This window comes from Pseudomonas sp. KCJK9111 (assembly GCF_046231935.1).
Taxonomy (GTDB): domain Bacteria; phylum Pseudomonadota; class Gammaproteobacteria; order Pseudomonadales; family Pseudomonadaceae; genus Aquipseudomonas; species Aquipseudomonas parafulva_B.
In genome coordinates this window covers 1-17,703 of record NZ_JBJJMO010000079.1, presented here as the reverse complement: position 1 = coordinate 17,703, position 17,703 = coordinate 1, and the positions used below count along the sequence as shown (strand labels likewise).

Annotated in this window: 16 protein-coding genes; 10 read left to right on the top strand and 6 right to left on the bottom strand. The window is 63.1% G+C overall.

All coding sequences use genetic code 11. The features are described from left to right. Positions 1 to 2 precede the first annotated feature (2 nt). The 8 genes from gcl (at position 3) to ACK59L_RS19540 (ending at position 9,611) form a co-directional block, all read left to right on the top strand. Positions 3 to 1,778 carry a glyoxylate carboligase gene (gene gcl / locus ACK59L_RS19575; protein ID WP_409275474.1) on the top strand — a complete coding sequence of 592 codons (1,776 nt, stop codon included), beginning with the start codon at positions 3 to 5 and terminating at the stop codon, positions 1,776 to 1,778. Positions 1,779 to 1,827: 49 nt separating this feature from the next. Further along, entirely contained in the window at positions 1,828 to 2,610 is a 783-nt protein-coding gene (gene hyi / locus ACK59L_RS19570; RefSeq protein WP_144967059.1) for a hydroxypyruvate isomerase, read from the top strand. 43 nt (positions 2,611 to 2,653) lie between these two features. Continuing rightward, positions 2,654 to 3,547 carry a 2-hydroxy-3-oxopropionate reductase gene (locus ACK59L_RS19565; RefSeq protein ID WP_058639843.1) on the top strand — a complete coding sequence of 298 codons (894 nt, stop codon included), beginning with the start codon at positions 2,654 to 2,656 and terminating at the stop codon, positions 3,545 to 3,547. 177 nt (positions 3,548 to 3,724) lie between these two features. Then, a complete protein-coding gene (locus ACK59L_RS19560; protein ID WP_409275471.1) occupies positions 3,725 to 4,999 on the top strand; it encodes a glycerate kinase in 1,275 nt (424 codons plus the stop codon). Beyond that, complete coding sequence (gene pyk, locus ACK59L_RS19555; protein ID WP_409275469.1) at positions 4,996 to 6,411, top strand: pyruvate kinase; 1,416 nt, start codon at positions 4,996 to 4,998, stop codon at positions 6,409 to 6,411. The genes ACK59L_RS19560 and pyk overlap by 4 nt, the downstream gene beginning before the upstream one ends. Positions 6,412 to 6,662: 251 nt before the next feature. Beyond that, entirely contained in the window at positions 6,663 to 7,538 is an 876-nt protein-coding gene (locus ACK59L_RS19550) for an urea transporter (RefSeq protein WP_409275467.1), read from the top strand. A 44-nt stretch (positions 7,539 to 7,582) separates the two neighbouring features. Beyond that, positions 7,583 to 8,407 carry an ion transporter gene (locus ACK59L_RS19545; protein ID WP_409275465.1) on the top strand — a complete coding sequence of 275 codons (825 nt, stop codon included), beginning with the start codon at positions 7,583 to 7,585 and terminating at the stop codon, positions 8,405 to 8,407. Positions 8,408 to 8,612: 205 nt separating this feature from the next. Beyond that, positions 8,613 to 9,611: a sulfate ABC transporter substrate-binding protein gene (locus ACK59L_RS19540; RefSeq protein WP_058605969.1), complete on the top strand. Its 999-nt coding sequence runs from the start codon at positions 8,613 to 8,615 to the stop codon at positions 9,609 to 9,611. Between the two features lie 68 nt (positions 9,612 to 9,679). Here ACK59L_RS19540 and ACK59L_RS19535 read toward each other — a convergent pair whose 3' ends face one another. Then, entirely contained in the window at positions 9,680 to 10,606 is a 927-nt protein-coding gene (locus ACK59L_RS19535) for a class I SAM-dependent methyltransferase (protein WP_145256751.1), read from the bottom strand. Between the two features lie 500 nt (positions 10,607 to 11,106). Here ACK59L_RS19535 and ACK59L_RS19530 point away from each other — a divergent pair, with 500 nt between their 5' ends. Together ACK59L_RS19530 and ACK59L_RS19525 are read left to right on the top strand one after the other, a co-directional pair. Then, positions 11,107 to 12,639: an NCS1 family nucleobase:cation symporter-1 gene (locus ACK59L_RS19530; protein WP_409275463.1), complete on the top strand. Its 1,533-nt coding sequence runs from the start codon at positions 11,107 to 11,109 to the stop codon at positions 12,637 to 12,639. 16 nt (positions 12,640 to 12,655) lie between these two features. Next, on the top strand, positions 12,656 to 13,384 hold the full coding sequence (locus ACK59L_RS19525) for an aspartate/glutamate racemase family protein (RefSeq protein ID WP_409275461.1): 729 nt from the start codon (positions 12,656 to 12,658) through the stop codon (positions 13,382 to 13,384). A gap of 54 nt (positions 13,385 to 13,438) precedes the next feature. On the opposite strand, the gene ACK59L_RS19520 is transcribed toward ACK59L_RS19525, so the two are convergent. From ACK59L_RS19520 to ACK59L_RS19500, 5 genes are all read right to left on the bottom strand, one after another. Continuing rightward, positions 13,439 to 14,632, bottom strand: a complete 1,194-nt coding sequence (locus ACK59L_RS19520; RefSeq protein ID WP_409275459.1) for a D-amino acid dehydrogenase — start codon at positions 14,630 to 14,632, stop codon at positions 13,439 to 13,441. A gap of 43 nt (positions 14,633 to 14,675) precedes the next feature. Further along, a complete protein-coding gene (locus ACK59L_RS19515) occupies positions 14,676 to 15,338 on the bottom strand; it encodes a hypothetical protein (RefSeq protein WP_058605964.1) in 663 nt (220 codons plus the stop codon). Between the two features lie 176 nt (positions 15,339 to 15,514). Next, positions 15,515 to 15,853, bottom strand: a complete 339-nt coding sequence (locus ACK59L_RS19510) for an FKBP-type peptidyl-prolyl cis-trans isomerase (protein ID WP_027915980.1) — start codon at positions 15,851 to 15,853, stop codon at positions 15,515 to 15,517. A gap of 105 nt (positions 15,854 to 15,958) precedes the next feature. Then, on the bottom strand, positions 15,959 to 16,747 hold the full coding sequence (locus ACK59L_RS19505) for a PhzF family phenazine biosynthesis protein (RefSeq protein WP_409275456.1): 789 nt from the start codon (positions 16,745 to 16,747) through the stop codon (positions 15,959 to 15,961). Positions 16,748 to 16,798: 51 nt separating this feature from the next. Beyond that, a partial coding sequence (locus tag ACK59L_RS19500; protein WP_409275454.1) for a 2-hydroxyacid dehydrogenase occupies positions 16,799 to 17,703 on the bottom strand: 905 nt, incomplete at its 5' end.

Below are 17,703 nucleotides of genomic sequence, written 5' to 3'. Positions count from 1 at the left end.
TCATGAGCAAAATGAGAGCAATCGATGCAGCCGTACTGGTCATGCGCCGTGAAGGCGTGGTGACTGCGTTCGGCATCCCAGGGGCTGCCATCAACCCGTTGTATTCGGCCCTGAAAAAAGTGGGTGGCATCGATCACGTCCTCGCTCGCCACGTCGAAGGCGCCTCGCACATGGCAGAGGGCTACACCCGCGCCAACCCCGGCAACATCGGTGTGTGCATCGGCACCTCCGGCCCGGCAGGCACGGACATGGTCACCGGCCTCTACAGCGCCAGTGCCGACTCCATTCCGATCCTGTGCATCACTGGCCAGGCGCCGCGCGCCCGCCTGCACAAGGAAGACTTCCAGGCCGTGGACATCACCAGCATCGTCAAGCCCGTCACCAAGTGGGCAACCACCGTGCTGGAGCCTGGCCAGGTGCCGTATGCGTTCCAGAAAGCGTTCTTCGAAATGCGCAGCGGCCGGCCCGGCCCGGTACTGATCGACCTGCCATTCGACGTGCAGATGGCTGAAATCGAGTTCGACATCGACGCCTATGAACCGCTGCCCGTGCACAAGCCCTGCGCCACGCGCGTCCAGGCGGAAAAGGCCCTGGCCATGCTCAACGAGGCCGAGCGGCCCTTGCTGGTGGCAGGCGGCGGCATCATCAACGCCGACGCCAGCGACAAACTGGTCGAATTCGCCGAATTGACCGGTGTGCCAGTGATCCCGACGCTCATGGGCTGGGGCACCATCCCGGATGACCACCCGCTGATGGTCGGGATGGTCGGCCTGCAAACCTCCCATCGCTATGGCAACGCCACCCTGCTCAAGTCCGACCTGGTACTGGGCATCGGCAACCGCTGGGCCAACCGTCACACCGGTTCCGTGGACGTGTACACCGAAGGCCGGAAATTCGTGCATGTGGATATCGAGCCGACCCAGATCGGTCGCGTGTTCACCCCGGATCTGGGGATCGTTTCCGATGCCGGCAAGGCCCTGGAGGTGTTCCTGGAGGTCGCCAGGGAATGGCAAGCCGCTGGCAAACTCAAGTGCCGCCAGGCCTGGCTTGAAGACTGCCAGCAGCGCAAGGCCAGCCTGCAGCGCAAGACCCATTTCGACAACGTGCCGGTCAAGCCCCAGCGCGTGTACCAGGAGATGAACCAGGTGTTCGACAAGGACACCTGCTATGTCAGCACCATTGGTCTGTCGCAGATCGCCGGTGCGCAGTTCCTGCACGTGTACAAGCCACGGCACTGGATCAACTGCGGCCAGGCCGGCCCACTGGGCTGGACCATCCCTGCGGCACTGGGTGTGGTCAAGGCCGACCCCACGCGCCAGGTTGTGGCCTTGTCGGGCGACTACGACTTCCAGTTCATGATCGAAGAACTGGCCGTCGGGGCGCAGTTCAACCTGCCCTACGTCCACGTGCTGGTGAACAACGCCTATCTGGGGCTGATTCGCCAGGCCCAGCGTGGTTTCGACATGGACTACTGTGTACAACTGGCGTTCGAGAACATCAACGCCACCGACGCTGCCAGCTATGGCGTCGATCACGTCGCCGTGGTCGAAGGCCTGGGCTGCAAGGCCCTGCGGGTATTCGAGCCGGCCGACATCGCCCCTGCCCTGCTAAAAGCACGGCAAATGGCCGAGCAGTTCCGCGTGCCGGTCGTGGTCGAGATCATTCTTGAACGCGTTACCAACATTTCCATGGGCACCGAGATCAACGCGGTCAACGAGTTCGAAGACCTCGCCCTGGTCGGCAACGATGCGCCGACCGCCATCTCGCTGCTGGACTGATCGCCTGACGCCCCGGCTGGCCCGGGGCTCTCAACGCAAGGAGACAACCATGCCTCGCTTCGCTGCCAACCTGTCCATGCTGTTCACCGAGCAGGACTTCCTGGCCCGCTTCAAGGCCGCCGCCGACGCCGGTTTCAGTGGTGTCGAATACCTGTTCCCCTACGATTTCAGCGCTGCCGAAATCCAGGCGCAGCTCAAGGCTCACGGCCTGACCCAGGTGCTGTTCAATCTTCCCGCGGGGGATTGGTCCAAGGGTGAGCGTGGCATCACCTGCCACCCCGATCGCGTCGAAGAATTCCGTGCAGGTGTCGACAAGGCCATCGAGTACGCCAAGGTGCTGGGCAACACCCAGGTCAACGCCCTGGCTGGGATTCGCCCAGACGGCCCGGACTGCGCCACCGTGCGCAAGACCTTCGTGGAAAACCTGCGCTATGCCGCCGACAAGCTCCAGGCCGCCGGTATTCGCCTGGTCATGGAAATGATCAACACCCGCGACATCCCAGGCTTCTACCTCAACACCACCGAGCAGGCATTGGCCATTCAGGCCGAAGTGGGCAGCGACAACCTGTTCCTGCAATACGACATCTACCACATGCAGATCATGGAAGGTGACCTGGCGCGCACCATGGAAACCAATCTGCCGCTGATCAACCACATCCAGCTGGCCGACAACCCGGGCCGTCACGAGCCGGGTACTGGCGAGATCAACTACCGCTTCCTGTTCGAGCACCTGGACCGCATTGGCTACCAGGGCTGGGTGGGCGCGGAATACAAGCCCAAGACCACCACCGAAGCGGGCCTGGGCTGGCTGAAAACGCACAACGCGATCTGAATCCCACCGGGAACGCGAACAACGATAAAAGAGGTAATTTCTGATGGCTAAAATCGGTTTCATCGGCACCGGCATCATGGGCAAGCCCATGGCCCAGAACCTGCAAAAAGCAGGGCACAGCCTGTTCGTCTCCACCCACCACGATGCAGCTCCAGCCGACCTGATCGCCGACGGCGCCGTGGCCTTGGCCAACCCCAAGGAGGTGGCCCAGGAAGCCGAGTTCATCATCGTCATGGTCCCGGACACCCCACAGGTCGACAGCGTGCTGTTCGGGGACAACGGCGTTGCCCAGGGCGTGGGCCCGAACAAGGTGGTGATCGACATGAGTTCGATTTCCCCAACCGCCACCAAAGCCTTTGCCGAGAAGATCAACGCCACCGGCGCTACCTACCTCGATGCCCCGGTGTCCGGGGGTGAAGTGGGCGCCAAGGCCGCGACCCTGAGCATCATGGTCGGCGGCTGCCCGAAAGCTTTCGAGCGCGCCTTGCCCTTGTTCCAGAGCATGGGCAAGAACATCACCCTGGTAGGCGGCAACGGTGACGGTCAGACCGCGAAGGTGGCCAACCAGATCATCGTCGCCCTGAACATCCAGGCCGTTAGCGAAGCATTGCTGTTTGCCGCGAAGAACGGCGCCGACCCGGCCAAGGTGCGCGAGGCGCTGATGGGCGGCTTCGCATCGTCGAAAATTCTGGAAGTGCACGCCGAGCGCATGATCAAAGGCACCTTCGACCCAGGCTTCCGCATCAACCTGCACCAGAAGGACCTTAACCTGGCTCTGCAAGGCGCCAAGGAACTGGGCATCAACCTGCCTAACACTTCCAATGCCCAGCAAGTGTTCAACACCTGCCAGGCCCTGGGTGGCGGCAACTGGGACCACTCGGCGCTGATCAAGGGCCTGGAGCACATGGCCAATTTCTCGATCCGCGACGACCGCTGATCCGAGCGCCGGGCCTGCTTTTCAGCCCTGCTGCCGGTAACCCGGCACACCTGTTACGCCCCTTGGCTGAGCACAGCCAGGGGTGAACCCGAGCAACACCGCCCCTGGTTCGGCCTGCACGGAGGCTGTTCCAGGGGCGTTCTCGATTGTGCAGAACAACAATAAAGGGAGCCTGCCATGTCGGTCGATCCACACAAACTGCTGCGTGAGCTGTTCGACACAGCCATCGCCGCCGCCCACCCCAACCACGTGCTCGAACCCTACCTGCCCGCCGACCGCAGCGGTCGGGTGATCGTCATCGGCGCAGGCAAGGCTGCCGCCGCCATGGCCGAGGTGGTCGAGAAGCACTGGCAAGGCGAGGTCAGCGGCCTGGTCGTGACCCGCTACGGCCATGGTGCCAACTGCCGGCACATCGAAGTGGTCGAAGCCGCCCACCCGGTGCCTGATGCGGCCGGCCTGGCGGTTGCCAGGCGCGTGCTGGAACTGGTTGGCAACCTCAGCGAGCAGGATCGGGTGATATTCCTGCTGTCCGGCGGCGGCTCTGCCTTGCTGGCGCTGCCCGCCGCCAACCTGACCCTGGCGGACAAACAGCACATCAACAAGGCCCTGCTCAAATCCGGCGCCACCATCGGCGAGATGAACTGCGTGCGCAAGCACCTCTCGGCGATCAAGGGTGGGCGCCTGGCCAAGGCCTGCTGGCCGGCCACGGTCTACACCTATGCGATCTCGGACGTGCCGGGCGACTTGGCCACAGTCATCGCTTCAGGCCCCACCGTGGCCGACCCGAGCACCTCGGCCGAGGCACTGGCGATCCTCAAGCGCTACGCCATCGACGCCCCACAGGCCGTCATCGACTGGCTCAATGACCCGGCCTCTGAAACCCTCAAGGCTGGCGACCCAGCCCTGGCCCGCAGCCATTTCCAGCTGATCGCCAAGCCTCAACAGTCGCTCGAAGCTGCGGCGGTCAAGGCGCGCCAGGCAGGTTTCAGCCCGTTGATATTGGGCGACCTGGAAGGTGAGTCACGGGAAGTGGCCAAGGTGCATGCAGGCATTGCCCGGCAGATCGTCCAGCATGGCCAGCCGCTCAAGGCCCCTTGCGTGATTCTGTCCGGCGGCGAGACCACCGTCACCGTGCGCGGTAATGGCCGCGGCGGGCGCAATGCGGAATTTCTGCTCAGCCTCACCGAAAGCCTCAAGGGCCTGCCGGGCGTCTACGCACTGGCAGGCGACACCGACGGCATCGACGGCTCGGAAGAAAACGCCGGCGCTGTCATGACGCCTAGCAGCTACGCACGCGCCCAAGCCTTGGGCCTGTCGGCCAGCGACGAGCTGGACGACAACAACGGCTACGGCTACTTCGCCGCACTCGATGCGCTGATCGTCACCGAACCCACGCGCACCAACGTCAATGACTTTCGCGCCATCCTGATTCTCGAGACCGACCCCTCATGACGCCTGACAAGAAAGTGAAAATCCTCGCCACCCTCGGCCCGGCTACGGGTGGCATCGACGATGTGCGGCAACTGGTGGAAGCAGGCGTGAACATTTTTCGCCTCAATTTCAGCCATGGCGAGCACGCCGACCATGCGCTGCGCTATCAGTGGATCCGCGAGGTGGAGCAGCAGCTGCACTACCCGCTAGGCATCCTCATGGACCTGCAAGGGCCGAAGCTGCGTGTGGGCCGTTTCGCTGAAGGCAAGGTGCAGTTGCAACGCGGCCAGGCCCTGCGCCTGGACCTGGACGAGGCCCCTGGCGACAGCCGCCGGGTCAACTTGCCACACCCTGAAATCATCGCAGCCCTTGAGCCCGGCATGGACCTGCTGCTGGACGACGGCAAGCTGCGCCTGCAGGTGACCGCCAAACACAGCGATGCGATCGACACCGAAGTGCTGAACGGTGGCGAGCTGTCCGACCGCAAGGGCGTCAACGTGCCGCAAGCGGTGCTCAACCTCTCCCCGCTTACCGAAAAGGACCGCCGCGACCTGGCCTTTGGCCTGGAGCTGGGTGTGGACTGGGTAGCCCTGTCGTTTGTACAGCGCCCCGAGGACATCCTTGAAGCGCGCCAGCTGATTGGTGACCGCGCCTTCCTGATGGCCAAGATCGAGAAACCCTCGGCGGTTGAACAACTGCAAGCCATCGCCGAACTGGCAGACGCGATCATGGTGGCCCGTGGTGACCTGGGCGTGGAAGTACCGGCCGAGAGCGTGCCGCAGATTCAGAAGCGCATCATCGGCACCTGCCGGCAGCTGGGTAAACCGGTGGTAGTGGCTACGCAGATGCTCGAATCGATGCGTTTCTCGCCAGCACCGACTCGTGCCGAAGTCACCGACGTGGCCAACGCCGTGGCCGAAGGTGCGGACGCTGTGATGTTGTCAGCGGAGACGGCCTCGGGTGACTACCCGCTCGAAGCCGTGCAGATGATGAGCAAGATTATCCGCCAGGTGGAGAACGGCCCGGACTACCAGGCCCAGCTCGACGTTGGCCGGCCGAAGGCCGAGGCCACCGTATCGGACGCCATCAGCTGCGCCATCCGCCGCATCAGCGGCATCCTGCCGGTGGCGGTGCTGGTCAACTACAGCGAGTCGGGCGCCTCGACCCTGCGTGCTGCGCGCGAGCGCCCACGGGCACCGATCCTCAACCTGACGCCGAACCTGAACACCGCTCGCCGCCTGAGCGTGGCCTGGGGCGTGCATTCGGTAGTGAATGACCGCCTGCGCCAGGTGGACGAAGTGGTTTCCACTGCGCTGGAAATTGCCCAGGCCCAAGGCATGGCCAGCCGTGGCGACACGCTTCTGATCACTGCCGGTGTGCCTTTCGGCAAGCCAGGGTCGACCAACACGCTGCGGATCGAGACGTTGAACTGAGATCCCCCGGGGCGCTCTGCGCCCCATTCGCGGGCCAAGCCCACTCCCACAGGATGCGCGCCGCTCCATGGCACAGCGCAGACCTTGTGGGAACGGGCTTGCCCCGCGAATGGAGGGCGCAGACCTTGTGGGAGCGGGCTTGCCCCGCGAATGGAGGGCGCAGCCCTCCCCGAACACCGATATACCAGACCTGCGGTCAATCGAGGCCCAAAGAGGCCCACCGCCCTTCCATCCACCTCACTGACTGCCCCATGTACACCAAAAATTTCGTAAACCCGTGCCCCGACTGGGCCACGGCGCTGCTAAACGGCTTCAGCCAGGTGCTGTTGCTGCGTAACCCCTGGTGCGGGCTATGCTGCCTGCTGGCGATCTTGTTGACCGCACCGGCGCTGCTGGGCGGCGCGCTGCTTGGCGCGCTGGCAGGCCTGCTGACGGCACAGGCCCGCGGCTACGACCGCGCCGATCGACAGGCTGGGCTGTACAGCTACAACGGCGTGCTCATCGGTTTGTTGATCAGCGCTGTGCTGCCCTGGTCGATCATCCAGCCACCGCTGGTAATCGCTGCCGCCGGCCTGTCCAGCATCATCACCCACCAATGGCGCAAACGGGGAGGCAAGCTGCTGGTCGCCTACACGGCGCCCTTCGTACTGCTGGGCTGGGGCACGTTGCTATTCGTGCAGACGGCTACCGCATCCGTGGTGGTCGAGGCCGACCTGGCGAGTGCCCTGGCGAGAGGGGTCGGGCAGATTTTCCTGCTCGATCAACCCCTGGCCGGGCTGCTGATCATCGTCGGCCTATTGATCGCCAACCCGTATGCCTGTCTCTGGGCGGTCATAGGCTCTGCCGCGGGTGCAGGCCTGGCACTGCTCGTGGGTGATGCGCAGTCAGCATGGATGGGGCTGTATGGATTCAACGCAGCCCTGGCAGCCCTGGCCTTCAGCCGACAAGGGGAAAAACCCTGGGTCACGCTGCTGGCCATCGGCCTGGCGCTGGCGTTGCAGCCGCTTTTGAGCAGGCTGCCGGTCCCGGCGCTCACGGCACCCTTCGTCGCCGCCTGCTGGCTCATCCACTTCGGTCGTCACCTGACGCTTGGCAAACGCCAGACACCGGGGCGCTTGCATAGCTGAAAGGCACCCCATAGGCTCAGCCGACTTCACGATGGACAGAGCCAATGAACAAACCTGCAAGCCTGCGCGAGCGGCTTTACGTGATCGTCTTCCAGAGCGATACCGTGGCCGGAAGACGCTTCGACAAGACCCTGTTGTTGATCATCCTGGCCAGCCTGATCACGGTCATCCTGGACAGCATCGACGAGGTGCATCGCGGGTACGGGGGCATGCTGGCCGCGATCGAATGGGGTTTTACCGCCATTTTCCTGTGCGAATACCTGACACGGTTGTACTGCTCGCCCCGGCCCTTGCGCTACGCGTTCAGCTTCTACGGCCTGGTGGATCTGCTAGCGATCGTGCCGGGCATCATCGCGCTGTACTACAGCGACGCGCAGTACCTGCTGATCGTGAGGGTCATCCGCATGTTGCGGATCTTCCGTGTGCTCAAGCTCAGCCCGTACCTCAAGCAGGCCAATTACCTGCTCGATGCCCTGCGCGGCAGCAAGCAGAAGATCATCGTGTTTCTGGTCAGCGTCTCGACGCTGGTCACCGTGTTCGGCACCCTCATGTATGTGATCGAAGGCCCGGAACATGGCTTCACGAGCATTCCCAAGGGGATCTACTGGGCCATCGTCACGCTGACCACGGTCGGGTTCGGCGATATCGTGCCCAGAACGCCATTGGGCCAGGTGCTGTCTTCACTGGTGATGATCATCGGCTACTCGATCATCGCGGTGCCGACCGGGATCTTTACGGCCGAGCTCGCCAATGCCATGCGTGGAGAACAACTGCAGCACGCCTGCCCGACCTGCAGCAAGAAATCCCATGAAAGTGGCGCGGCGTTTTGTGCCCGGTGTGGAAATGCGTTGTTCCCGAAATCCGGTTGAATAAGGCGCCCCTGACGATCTGAAGGGCTCGCTCACCTTGAAGGCTGAGCGAGTCACTAAGTGGGCAAAGCCCCTGGACAACTGCCAGAACCGCCAATCGGCCAGCGCATATAAGCAAAGACGCATTGATTCTTTAATACCTGAAGAACAAGACGCTATAGTCGCTGGCACATTGCCCAACATTCATACCCATAAGGAATGCGTCGTGAAAAAGTTCTTCACCGTCTCGCTGGCCGCCGCCAGCCTGGCCTTCGGCACCCTGGCCCACGCTGCCCCGACCTTGCTGAACGTTTCCTACGACGTGATGCGTGACTTCTACAAGGATTACAACCCTGCCTTCCAGAAGCACTGGGAGGCCGAGCATAACGAGAAGGTCAATGTGCAGATGTCCTTCGGTGGCTCGAGCAAACAGGCGCGCGCGGTGATCGATGGCCTGCCGGCCGACGTGATCACCATGAACATGGCCACCGACATCAATGCCTTGGTCGACAACGGCAAATTGATCCCTGACAACTGGGTCACGCGCTTGCCGAACAACAGTGCGCCGTTCACCTCTGCCACGGTGTTCATCGTGCGCAAAGGCAACCCCAAGGCATTGAAAGACTGGCCCGACCTGCTCAAGGATGGCGTACAGGTCATCGTACCCAACCCCAAGACCTCGGGTAACGGCCGCTACACCTACCTGTCGGCGTGGGGCTATGTGCTCAAGCAAGGCGGTGACGAGAACAAGGCGCGCGCGTTTGTCGGTAAGCTGTTCAAGCAGGCGCCGGTGCTCGACACCGGTGGTCGCGCCGCCACCACCACGTTCATGACCAACCAGATTGGCGATGTGCTGGTGACGTTCGAGAACGAAGCCGAAATGATCGCCCGCGAATTCGGTCGCGATCAGTTCGAGGTGGTTTACCCAAGCGTGTCAGCCGAAGCCGAGCCGCCGGTGAGCGTGGTCGATAAAGTGGTCGCCCGCAAAGGCACTCAGGCGGTGGCCGAGGAATACCTGAAATACCTGTGGTCCCCGGCTGCTCAGGAACTCGCCGCCCAGAACTATCTGCGCCCACGCGATGCGACCGTCTTGGCCAAGTACACCGACCGTTTCCCCAAGGTTGAATTCCTCTCGGTCGAGAAGACCTTTGGTGACTGGCGCACCGTGCAGAAAACGCATTTCAACGATGGGGGCGTGTTCGATCAGATTTATACCGGCCAGTGAAGCGGGCTGAGCTGGGCCGACCGCGCACGCGCCTGGGGGCTTGAGCTTCGCCGCGTGGGCCCGCCCCATCAACCCAACCGAAACACCAACGCCTTCAACCCCCCAGCCGGATCCACATCCGGAAACTCAGGCGGGTTCTGCAGGCGTTCGACGAAGGCAAGGCCGGGCGCGTGCTCGGCCATGCCCTCGATCAGAAACTCAGGCCCGATGCCCGGGTCGTTCACACAGGCCAACACCGTCCCACCTTCATTCAACAGCTCAGGCAAGCGCCGCAGGATCTTCGCGTAGTCCTGGGTCAGCACGAAGCTACCGCGCTGGAAGGTAGGCGGATCGATGATGATCAGATCGTAAGGCCCGTATTTGCGCACCTTGCCCCACGACTTGAACAGCTCATGGCCCAGGTAGGCCACCCGGGACGGGTCGTGCTGGTTAAGGCGGTGGTTATCGCGCCCTCGGGACAGTGCCGATTTGGCCATGTCCAGGTTCACCACCTGCTCGGCGCCACCTGCAATCGCCGCCACCGAAAAACCACAGGTGTAGGCAAACAGGTTCAGCACGCGCTGCCCCTTGGCCTGGGCACGCACCCACTGGCGGCCAAGGCGCATGTCCAAGAACAGGCCATTGTTCTGGCGTACCCCTAGGTCCAGCAAGTAGGTCAGCCCGTCCTCGATCACTTCACGTTGCTGACACGGCTCGCCCACCAGCCATTGACCGGGGCTGTCGGGCAGGTAACGGTGTTGCAGCAGGATCGCTTGGCCTGTCCACTGCTCAAGGCGCGACAGCCGCAACAGCATCGCCTCAAGCTCTGCCAATTGTCCTTCCGGGGGCTCACGGAACAAGGCGACCGACAACACGCCTTGAAGCCAGTCCACCGTGATTTGCTCAAGACCAGGCCAGCAACGGCCACGACCGTGGAAAAGACGACGGGTTTCTTCAGGGGCGGGGTTCAGGGCGGCAAGCAGATGCTGCTCGAGGGCGGCAATCGGAGAGGTCATGTCAGGTCACATCGGTAAGCGGAGTCGTATTTTACATGGCAAGGCCACGAAGGGGCGGCATCTCGGATTGTCTATTTTTTGTACACACTAATGTCACCTTAAGTGCCATTTTTGTGTGCACTTGCACCGATTACGCCCCGATGTGTTACATGAAGCGCTCAATGAATGCTGACTAACTGATCAACTAAGCCCATGAATTCAAACAATTATTGACTTTATGGTCAGTTTAAAAACCTGATTTTTCAGCTTGTTACCGCAATATATCCGCTCTCCGAATGAACACCCTGGTGGTCGCTTACTCAAGCTGGCATGGAAATGGCTTTACTGTGCTTGTGTTTTGTATACAAGTTTCAACGAACATAAATACACAAGAACCCGCGACGCCGATTGACCGTCGGCCGCCGCGCCCAGAACCCGAGATGCCAACGCTGCACCGACGAGATGGCGAGCCCGTGCGCTGCCCGCTCATCGCAGTCAACGTGCATCAGGAGCCCGCCGGAATGAGTAGCAGCCTCAACCTTGCCCCTGAACTATCCGTCGCCAGCACCCAGACCCACCCAACCCCGGCCGACACGATGCCGGACATGGCACTGAGCCCTCGCCTGCACAACCGAGACCTGGCCCCCACGCGCATCGCCGGACGCCGCTGGGGCCGTTACAGCATCTTCGCGCTGTGGACCAACGATGTGCACAACATCGCCAACTATTCATTTGCAATGGGCCTGTTCGCCCTGGGCCTGGGCGGCTGGCAGATATTGCTGTCGTTGGCCATTGGCGCGGCCCTGGTGTACTTCTTCATGAACCTGTCGGGCTACATGGGGCAGAAAACCGGCGTACCCTTCCCGGTCATCAGCCGCATCGCCTTCGGCATTCACGGCGCGCAGATCCCGGCGCTGATACGTGCGGTCATCGCCATCGCCTGGTTTGGCATCCAGACCTACCTGGCCTCGGTGGTCCTGCGCGTGCTGCTCAGCGCCGTCTGGCCGCAAATGGCAGCCTATGACCACGACAGCATCCTTGGCCTTTCCAGCCTGGGCTGGGCCTGTTTCGTGGCCATCTGGCTGGTGCAGCTGGTGATCCTCGCCTACGGCATGGAGATGGTGCGTCGCTACGAAGCCTTTGCAGGCCCTGTCATCCTGGTAACGGTCGCGGCGCTGGCGGTGTTCATGTACTTCAAGGTCGACACCCGCATCGCCTGGTCGGTGGCAGAGCCCCTGAGCGGTTACGAGATGTGGCGCAACATCTTTGCCGGCGGTGCCTTGTGGCTGGCCATCTACGGCACGCTGGTGCTCAACTTCTGCGACTTCGCCCGCTCCTCGCCGTGCCGCAAGACCATTCGCGTTGGTAATTTCTGGGGTCTGCCAGTGAACATCCTGGTGTTTGCCGTGATCACCGTCGTGCTGTGCGGCGCTCAATTCAAGATCAACGGCCAGATCATCGATAGCCCCACCCAGATCGTGGCAGCCATTCCAAACACCACCTTCCTGGTGCTGGGCTGCCTGTCGTTCCTGATTGTCACGGTCGCGGTGAATATCATGGCCAACTTCGTGGCGCCGGCCTTCGTGCTCAGCAACCTGGCACCGCGTCACCTCAACTTCCGCCGCGCGGGGCTGATCAGCGCCACGCTGGCGGTGCTGATCCTGCCGTGGAACCTGTACAACAGCCCCTTGGTGATCGTCTACTTCCTCTCCGGCCTGGGTGCATTGCTGGGCCCGTTGTACGGGGTGATCATGTCCGACTACTGGCTGCTGCGCAAAGGCTGCATCAACGTCCCGCAGCTCTACAGCGAAGACCCGGCCGGCGCGTATCACTACACAAAGGGCATCAACCTGCGCGCGGTCGCGGCGTTCGTGCCGGCGGCCCTGCTGGCCATCGTGCTGGCCCTGGTCCCCAACTTCCACAGCGTAGCGCCCTTCTCGTGGCTGATCGGGGCTGGCATCGCCGCCGCCCTATACCTGTTGATCGCGCCGCGCAACCGTCATTACCACGACGTCAGCGGCGAATGCATCGCCGTCGACCACAGCAGCCACTGAACAAGGAGGACTGCCCATGCGAATCCTGATTGCCAACGTCAACACCACCGAAGCCATCACCGAGGCCATCGCCGAGCAGGCCCGCGCCGTGGCGGCGCCGGGCACCGAGATCATCGGCCTGACGCCGTGGTTCGGCGCAGAATCGGTGGAGGGCAACTTCGAGAGTTACCTGGCCGCTATCGCCGTGATGGATCGGGTACTGGCCTATGAGGGTCCCTATGATGCCGTGATCCAGGCCGGTTATGGCGAGCACGGCCGTGAAGGCTTGCAGGAGCTGCTGAACGTGCCGGTGGTGGACATCACCGATGCCGCCGCCAGTACCGCCATGTACCTGGGCCACGCTTACTCGGTGGTCACCACCCTGGACCGTACCGTGCCCTTGATCGAGGACCGCCTCAAACTCTCCGGGCTCTACGATCGGTGCGCCTCGGTACGCGCCAGCGGCCTGGCGGTGCTGGAGCTCGAGGCCGATCCGCAGCGGGCCGTCGAGGCCATCGTCGAGCAGGCCGAACGGGCCGTACGCGATGACAAGGCCGAGGTCATCTGCCTGGGATGCGGAGGCATGGCCGGGCTGGACGAGCAGATCCGCCAACGCACCGGGGTACCGGTGGTCGATGGGGTCAGCGCGGCGGTGACCATCGCCGAGTCGCTGGTGCGCCTGGGTCTGAGTACGTCCAAGGTCCGCACCTACGCGACCCCTCGGGTAAAGAAGATCATAGGCTGGCCGATGCGGCTCGGCCGCTAGGGCACCACGGCGCAACCTGCGCGGGATCGGCAACCGACCCTGCGCAGGGCCTGCTTAACCGATCATTCTGGCCAGCCGCTGGCCACTGCCGCAGGCCAGGGTGAAGCCCAGCGCGCCATGGCCAAGGTTGAGCCAAAGGTTGCGATAAGGCGTTGCGCCGATGATCGGCACACCGGTGGGCGTCGCCGGTCGCATGCCGGCCCACTCCACCGCGTGGGCATAATCGGCGGCGTGGGGCAGTGTCTCCAGGGCCAGGCGTCGCATGCTCTGCAACCGGCGCTTGTCCAGCGCCTCGTCCTGCCCCACGATGTCCACCATGGCCGCAACGCGCAGTTGCCGATCCAGCCGGGCATAGACGATCTTGCGCTCGTAGTCCGTCAGGCTGATTTCAGGCGCACGCTGCCCTGATGCTAGCGGCGCAGTCAGGCTGTACCCTTTGAGTGGATAGATCGGAATGTTCACCCCTGGCAACTTCAACGCAGCGCTGCGGTAACCGGCGCACAGCACCAACTGATCGACTGCCAGTTCTTCGTGGCCAAGGCGCAGCGCTACCACCTGATGCCCACGGTGAAGCAGCTGGGTCACCGGCTGACCGAGCCGGAACCGGCATTGGCCAGAGGCTTGCAGCGCGGCGGCCAGGCGCAGGCAGAAGGCATGGCAGTCGCCCACCTCTTCGTCCGGGGTGAATACGCCACCCACGAAGGGCGACTCTTGCAGCGCAGGTTCCAGTGCCCGCAGCTCAGCAGCGCCCAGTACCTGCTGGTGATCAGGATCGGTCAGTTGCAGACGGCTGCGCTTGAACTGGGACTCGCTGCGAAACGCTACAAGCTTGCCATTGCGGCGCCAGGCAAAGTCGCCGAGGTCCTGGGCTTGGCGCCACTGGGCCAACACCGCCTGGCTGTGCAGGGCAAGGTCAAGCAAGACGGCGGCGTTGCGCCGATTGACGCTGCGTCGACATGCCAGGGTAAAGGCCAACAGCCAGCGCCACTGCGCCGGGTCCAGACGCAGGCGCAGACGCAGCGGGGAATCGCCCTGCAGCAACCACCCCAGCGCCTGCCACGGCACGCCCGCATCAGCCAGTGGCGCGACGTAGCGGTAGGACAATTGACCGCCATTGGCAAAGCTGGTGGCCGCCCCCAAGGTGTCGTGGGCCTCGATCAATTCTACGCAATGGCCTTCCTGCACCAGCGCATAGGCCGTCGCCAGCCCGACCACGCCACCCCCTATCACCGTCACCTGCCGCTTCATCGTTCATCCCTGTTCAGCATCCTGGCTCAACAGTACCAGCGGATCAGGTCGGGCAGCTATGCTCACCGTCATCGAGCCCCTGACGCACGTTACGGCTGCGCAGGCTGGCCTTGCCATCGTGCCAGTCCAGGGTCAGGACATAGAGGGTGTCGAAATCCCCATCCTGCCAATCCTCGGTGATGACGTGCTCCTTGCCGACAGCCTTCTCGGCGACGGTATTGATCAGGTCCGGCAGGTAGCCGTGTGACCACGCGGTATAGATGGTCGCGTTACGGTACTTGTTGCTGAGCAGTTCGTCGGCCAGGTCATCGGTGTCGTTGGCGCTGTAGTCGATGTTGACCGGCAAGCCAAGGCGAATGGCACTGGGGCTGATGGTCATGAGCGGACGCAGGTAGCTGTAGCTTTGATCATCGGCGCCCTCCTCCACGTGCCGGGAAGGATTGGCGGCAAACACGTAATCGGCCTTGCCGAAACGTTCGGGTAAAACCGTGGCCAGGTCCAGCGCGCGGTTCAGGCCCTGGCAGTTCAATTGGCCTAAGCCTTCACCGGGTTTCTCGGCATGGCGCAGAAACACCAGGGTCTGGGTGCCATCGACCGGTTGCGCGCGGCTCTCGACGGCGTCCAGCGCCAGCGGTACGCCTACGGCGGTCAGGGCCAGGCCCAGCAACCAATGACGGCGACGATGCAGGTGTGGAATCAACTTCATCAATGCAGGCTCGTGTGACAAACGGGTCACCCGCGCATCGCCCGGACGGGCACAGGGCGCCTTTTGCAGTGAATGCCTTCCTTGACGACGGGTTCGGTTCAGAGTGCCAAAAACCCGATTTGTTCCCCGCTGCCCGGGTTCCAGGCGTCTGGCACGGGCATTACGGGGCCATCCTGTCAGTCGTCGCGCGTTAGCACTTCAAGCAGCTCGATTTCGAACGCAAGGTCCGAATCAGGTGGAATCGATCCGACGCTACGCGCCCCGTAGCCCAGGTGCGCCGGCACCAACAGCTTGCGCTTGCCGCCAACACGCATGCCCATGATGCCCTGGTCCCACCCCTTGATAACGCGCCCGGTACCGATCACGCATTGAAACGGCTTGCCGCGTGACCAGGAGGAGTCGAACTCGGTGCCATCGGCCAGCCATCCGGTGTATTGGGTAGTGATCAGGGCACCTTTGACGGCCGCCTTGCCGTCGCCTTCGACCAGGTCGATGATCTGCAGTTCTTGGTTCATGCGCAGGCTCCAGCCGCTACGAAAATGCCGTCCTTTTCGCAGCATTGCCCGGATTTGGCAAGCCTTGGTGTCGGCTCGCGCATTGTCCGTGACGACAGGGCCGTCCTATAGGTAGACGGTACCGCGCATGAATAACGCCGCCCGCCCACTGATGATCACCCGGCCATTGCCCGGCAGCACGCAGCGCAGCTGGCCCTTGCGCGCACCGCCCTGCTCGCACTCAAGCGACTGCTTGCCTAGCCGTTGTGCCCAGATCGGTGCGAGCGAGGTATGGGCCGAACCGGTCACCGGGTCTTCATTGACCCCCACGCGTGGCCCGAACCAGCGCGTCACGAAATCGAACCCACGCCCCGCCGCCGTCACGGCGATGCCGCGCACGTCAAAGCCGGCCAGCGCGACAAAATCTGGCGTGAGGGTGTCGAGCAACCCAGGGTCATTGACCACCACCACGTAGTCGTCGCTGCGATATACCGCCAGCGCCTGTTGCAGGCCCAACGCCTGCAACAGACCGGCTGGCACTGGCTGGGCCTCTGGTTGGCGAGCGGGGAAATCCATGGCCAGCAGGCCGTCCGCTTGACGAGTTACCCGCAGTTCACCGCTGCGGGTATTGAAGCGCAGCACCTGTGCCGGTTCATTGAGGTGTTCGAACAACACGTAGGCCGAGGCCAGCGTGGCGTGGCCGCACAGGTCCACTTCCACGGTGGGCGTGAACCAGCGCAGGTCGAACGCATCGCCGTTGCGTACGAAATACGCCGTTTCGGAAAGGTTGTTTTCCTCGGCGATGCGCTGCAGCACGGCATCGGGTAGCCAGTGATCGAGCGGGATGACCGCAGCCGGGTTGCCGCCGAAGGGTTCGGCACTGAAGGCGTCGACCTGGAAGATTTCAAGTTGCATGGATGCGCTCCTTGTTGCCTGCCCTTGTGCAGGCATTTGGCAGTATGGGGCTTAATGAAGCACCGGTGTCAGCACTGGCTTGCCGGCAAAAAAAGCATCGAGGTTACGCAGCACCAACGTCACCGTGGCTTCTGCCGCTTCTGGCGATTGTCCGGCGACATGGGGCGTCAATACCGTGTTCGACAGCGACTTGAGGGTGTGGGGAACGTCAGGTTCCTCGTCGAACACGTCCAGGGCCGCACCGGCCAATTGCCCGCCCTGCAGTGCCTGGGTCAGCGCCTGGGTATCGACGACGCTGGCCCGCGCGATGTTGACCAGGTAGCCCTGGGGGCCGAGTGCGTGCAGCACCTGTGCATCCACCAGGTGGCGTGTATCGGCGCCGCCGGGTGTGGCGACCACGAGAATATCGACTGCCCCGGCCAGGGCCAGGACGCTGTCGTAGCCGGTGTAGGGCAATGCCGGACGTGGTGTTCGGTTGTAGTAGCTTACGGGCATGTCGAACCCTTGATGCGCGCGCTTGGCGATGGCCCGGCCAACGGCGCCCATACCCAGAATGCCCAGGCGTTTGCCAGTGACCGATGGGCTGATCACGCGCTGCCATTGGCCGCGCCGGGTACTGGCGTCGGCTTGTGGGATGTTGCGCAGCAGGGCCAGGAGCATGGCCATGGCGTGATCGGCTACGGCATCGGCGTTGGCGCCGGCGCCGTTGGTGACGGTGATGTGGCGGGCATGGGCGGCTTGCAGGTCGACCTGCTCATAGCCGGCGCCGATGACGCAGATGATCTGCAGGTTGGGCAGTGCGTCGATTTCCTGGGCGGTCAGGCCGAGGGGGCCGCGGGTGAGGACGGCGTCGATGCGGGGGCCGTTTTGCTCGATGGCTTGGGCGCGCAGGTCGGGGGTTTGGGCGAGGATCAGGTGGTAGCCGGCGTTGGTCAGCAGGGGCAGGTAGGTGTCTA

Coding starts and splice junctions, on each gene's coding strand:
- gcl (WP_409275474.1), top strand. CDS start 3: ATGAGCAAAATGAGAGCAATCGATGCAGCCGTACTGGTCATGCGCCGT.
- hyi (WP_144967059.1), top strand. CDS start 1,828: ATGCCTCGCTTCGCTGCCAACCTGTCCATGCTGTTCACCGAGCAGGAC.
- ACK59L_RS19565 (WP_058639843.1), top strand. CDS start 2,654: ATGGCTAAAATCGGTTTCATCGGCACCGGCATCATGGGCAAGCCCATG.
- ACK59L_RS19560 (WP_409275471.1), top strand. CDS start 3,725: ATGTCGGTCGATCCACACAAACTGCTGCGTGAGCTGTTCGACACAGCC.
- pyk (WP_409275469.1), top strand. CDS start 4,996: ATGACGCCTGACAAGAAAGTGAAAATCCTCGCCACCCTCGGCCCGGCT.
- ACK59L_RS19550 (WP_409275467.1), top strand. CDS start 6,663: ATGTACACCAAAAATTTCGTAAACCCGTGCCCCGACTGGGCCACGGCG.
- ACK59L_RS19545 (WP_409275465.1), top strand. CDS start 7,583: ATGAACAAACCTGCAAGCCTGCGCGAGCGGCTTTACGTGATCGTCTTC.
- ACK59L_RS19535 (WP_145256751.1), bottom strand. CDS start 10,606: ATGACCTCTCCGATTGCCGCCCTCGAGCAGCATCTGCTTGCCGCCCTG.
- ACK59L_RS19530 (WP_409275463.1), top strand. CDS start 11,107: ATGAGTAGCAGCCTCAACCTTGCCCCTGAACTATCCGTCGCCAGCACC.
- ACK59L_RS19525 (WP_409275461.1), top strand. CDS start 12,656: ATGCGAATCCTGATTGCCAACGTCAACACCACCGAAGCCATCACCGAG.
- ACK59L_RS19520 (WP_409275459.1), bottom strand. CDS start 14,632: ATGAAGCGGCAGGTGACGGTGATAGGGGGTGGCGTGGTCGGGCTGGCG.
- ACK59L_RS19515 (WP_058605964.1), bottom strand. CDS start 15,338: ATGAAGTTGATTCCACACCTGCATCGTCGCCGTCATTGGTTGCTGGGC.
- ACK59L_RS19510 (WP_027915980.1), bottom strand. CDS start 15,853: ATGAACCAAGAACTGCAGATCATCGACCTGGTCGAAGGCGACGGCAAG.
- ACK59L_RS19505 (WP_409275456.1), bottom strand. CDS start 16,747: ATGCAACTTGAAATCTTCCAGGTCGACGCCTTCAGTGCCGAACCCTTC.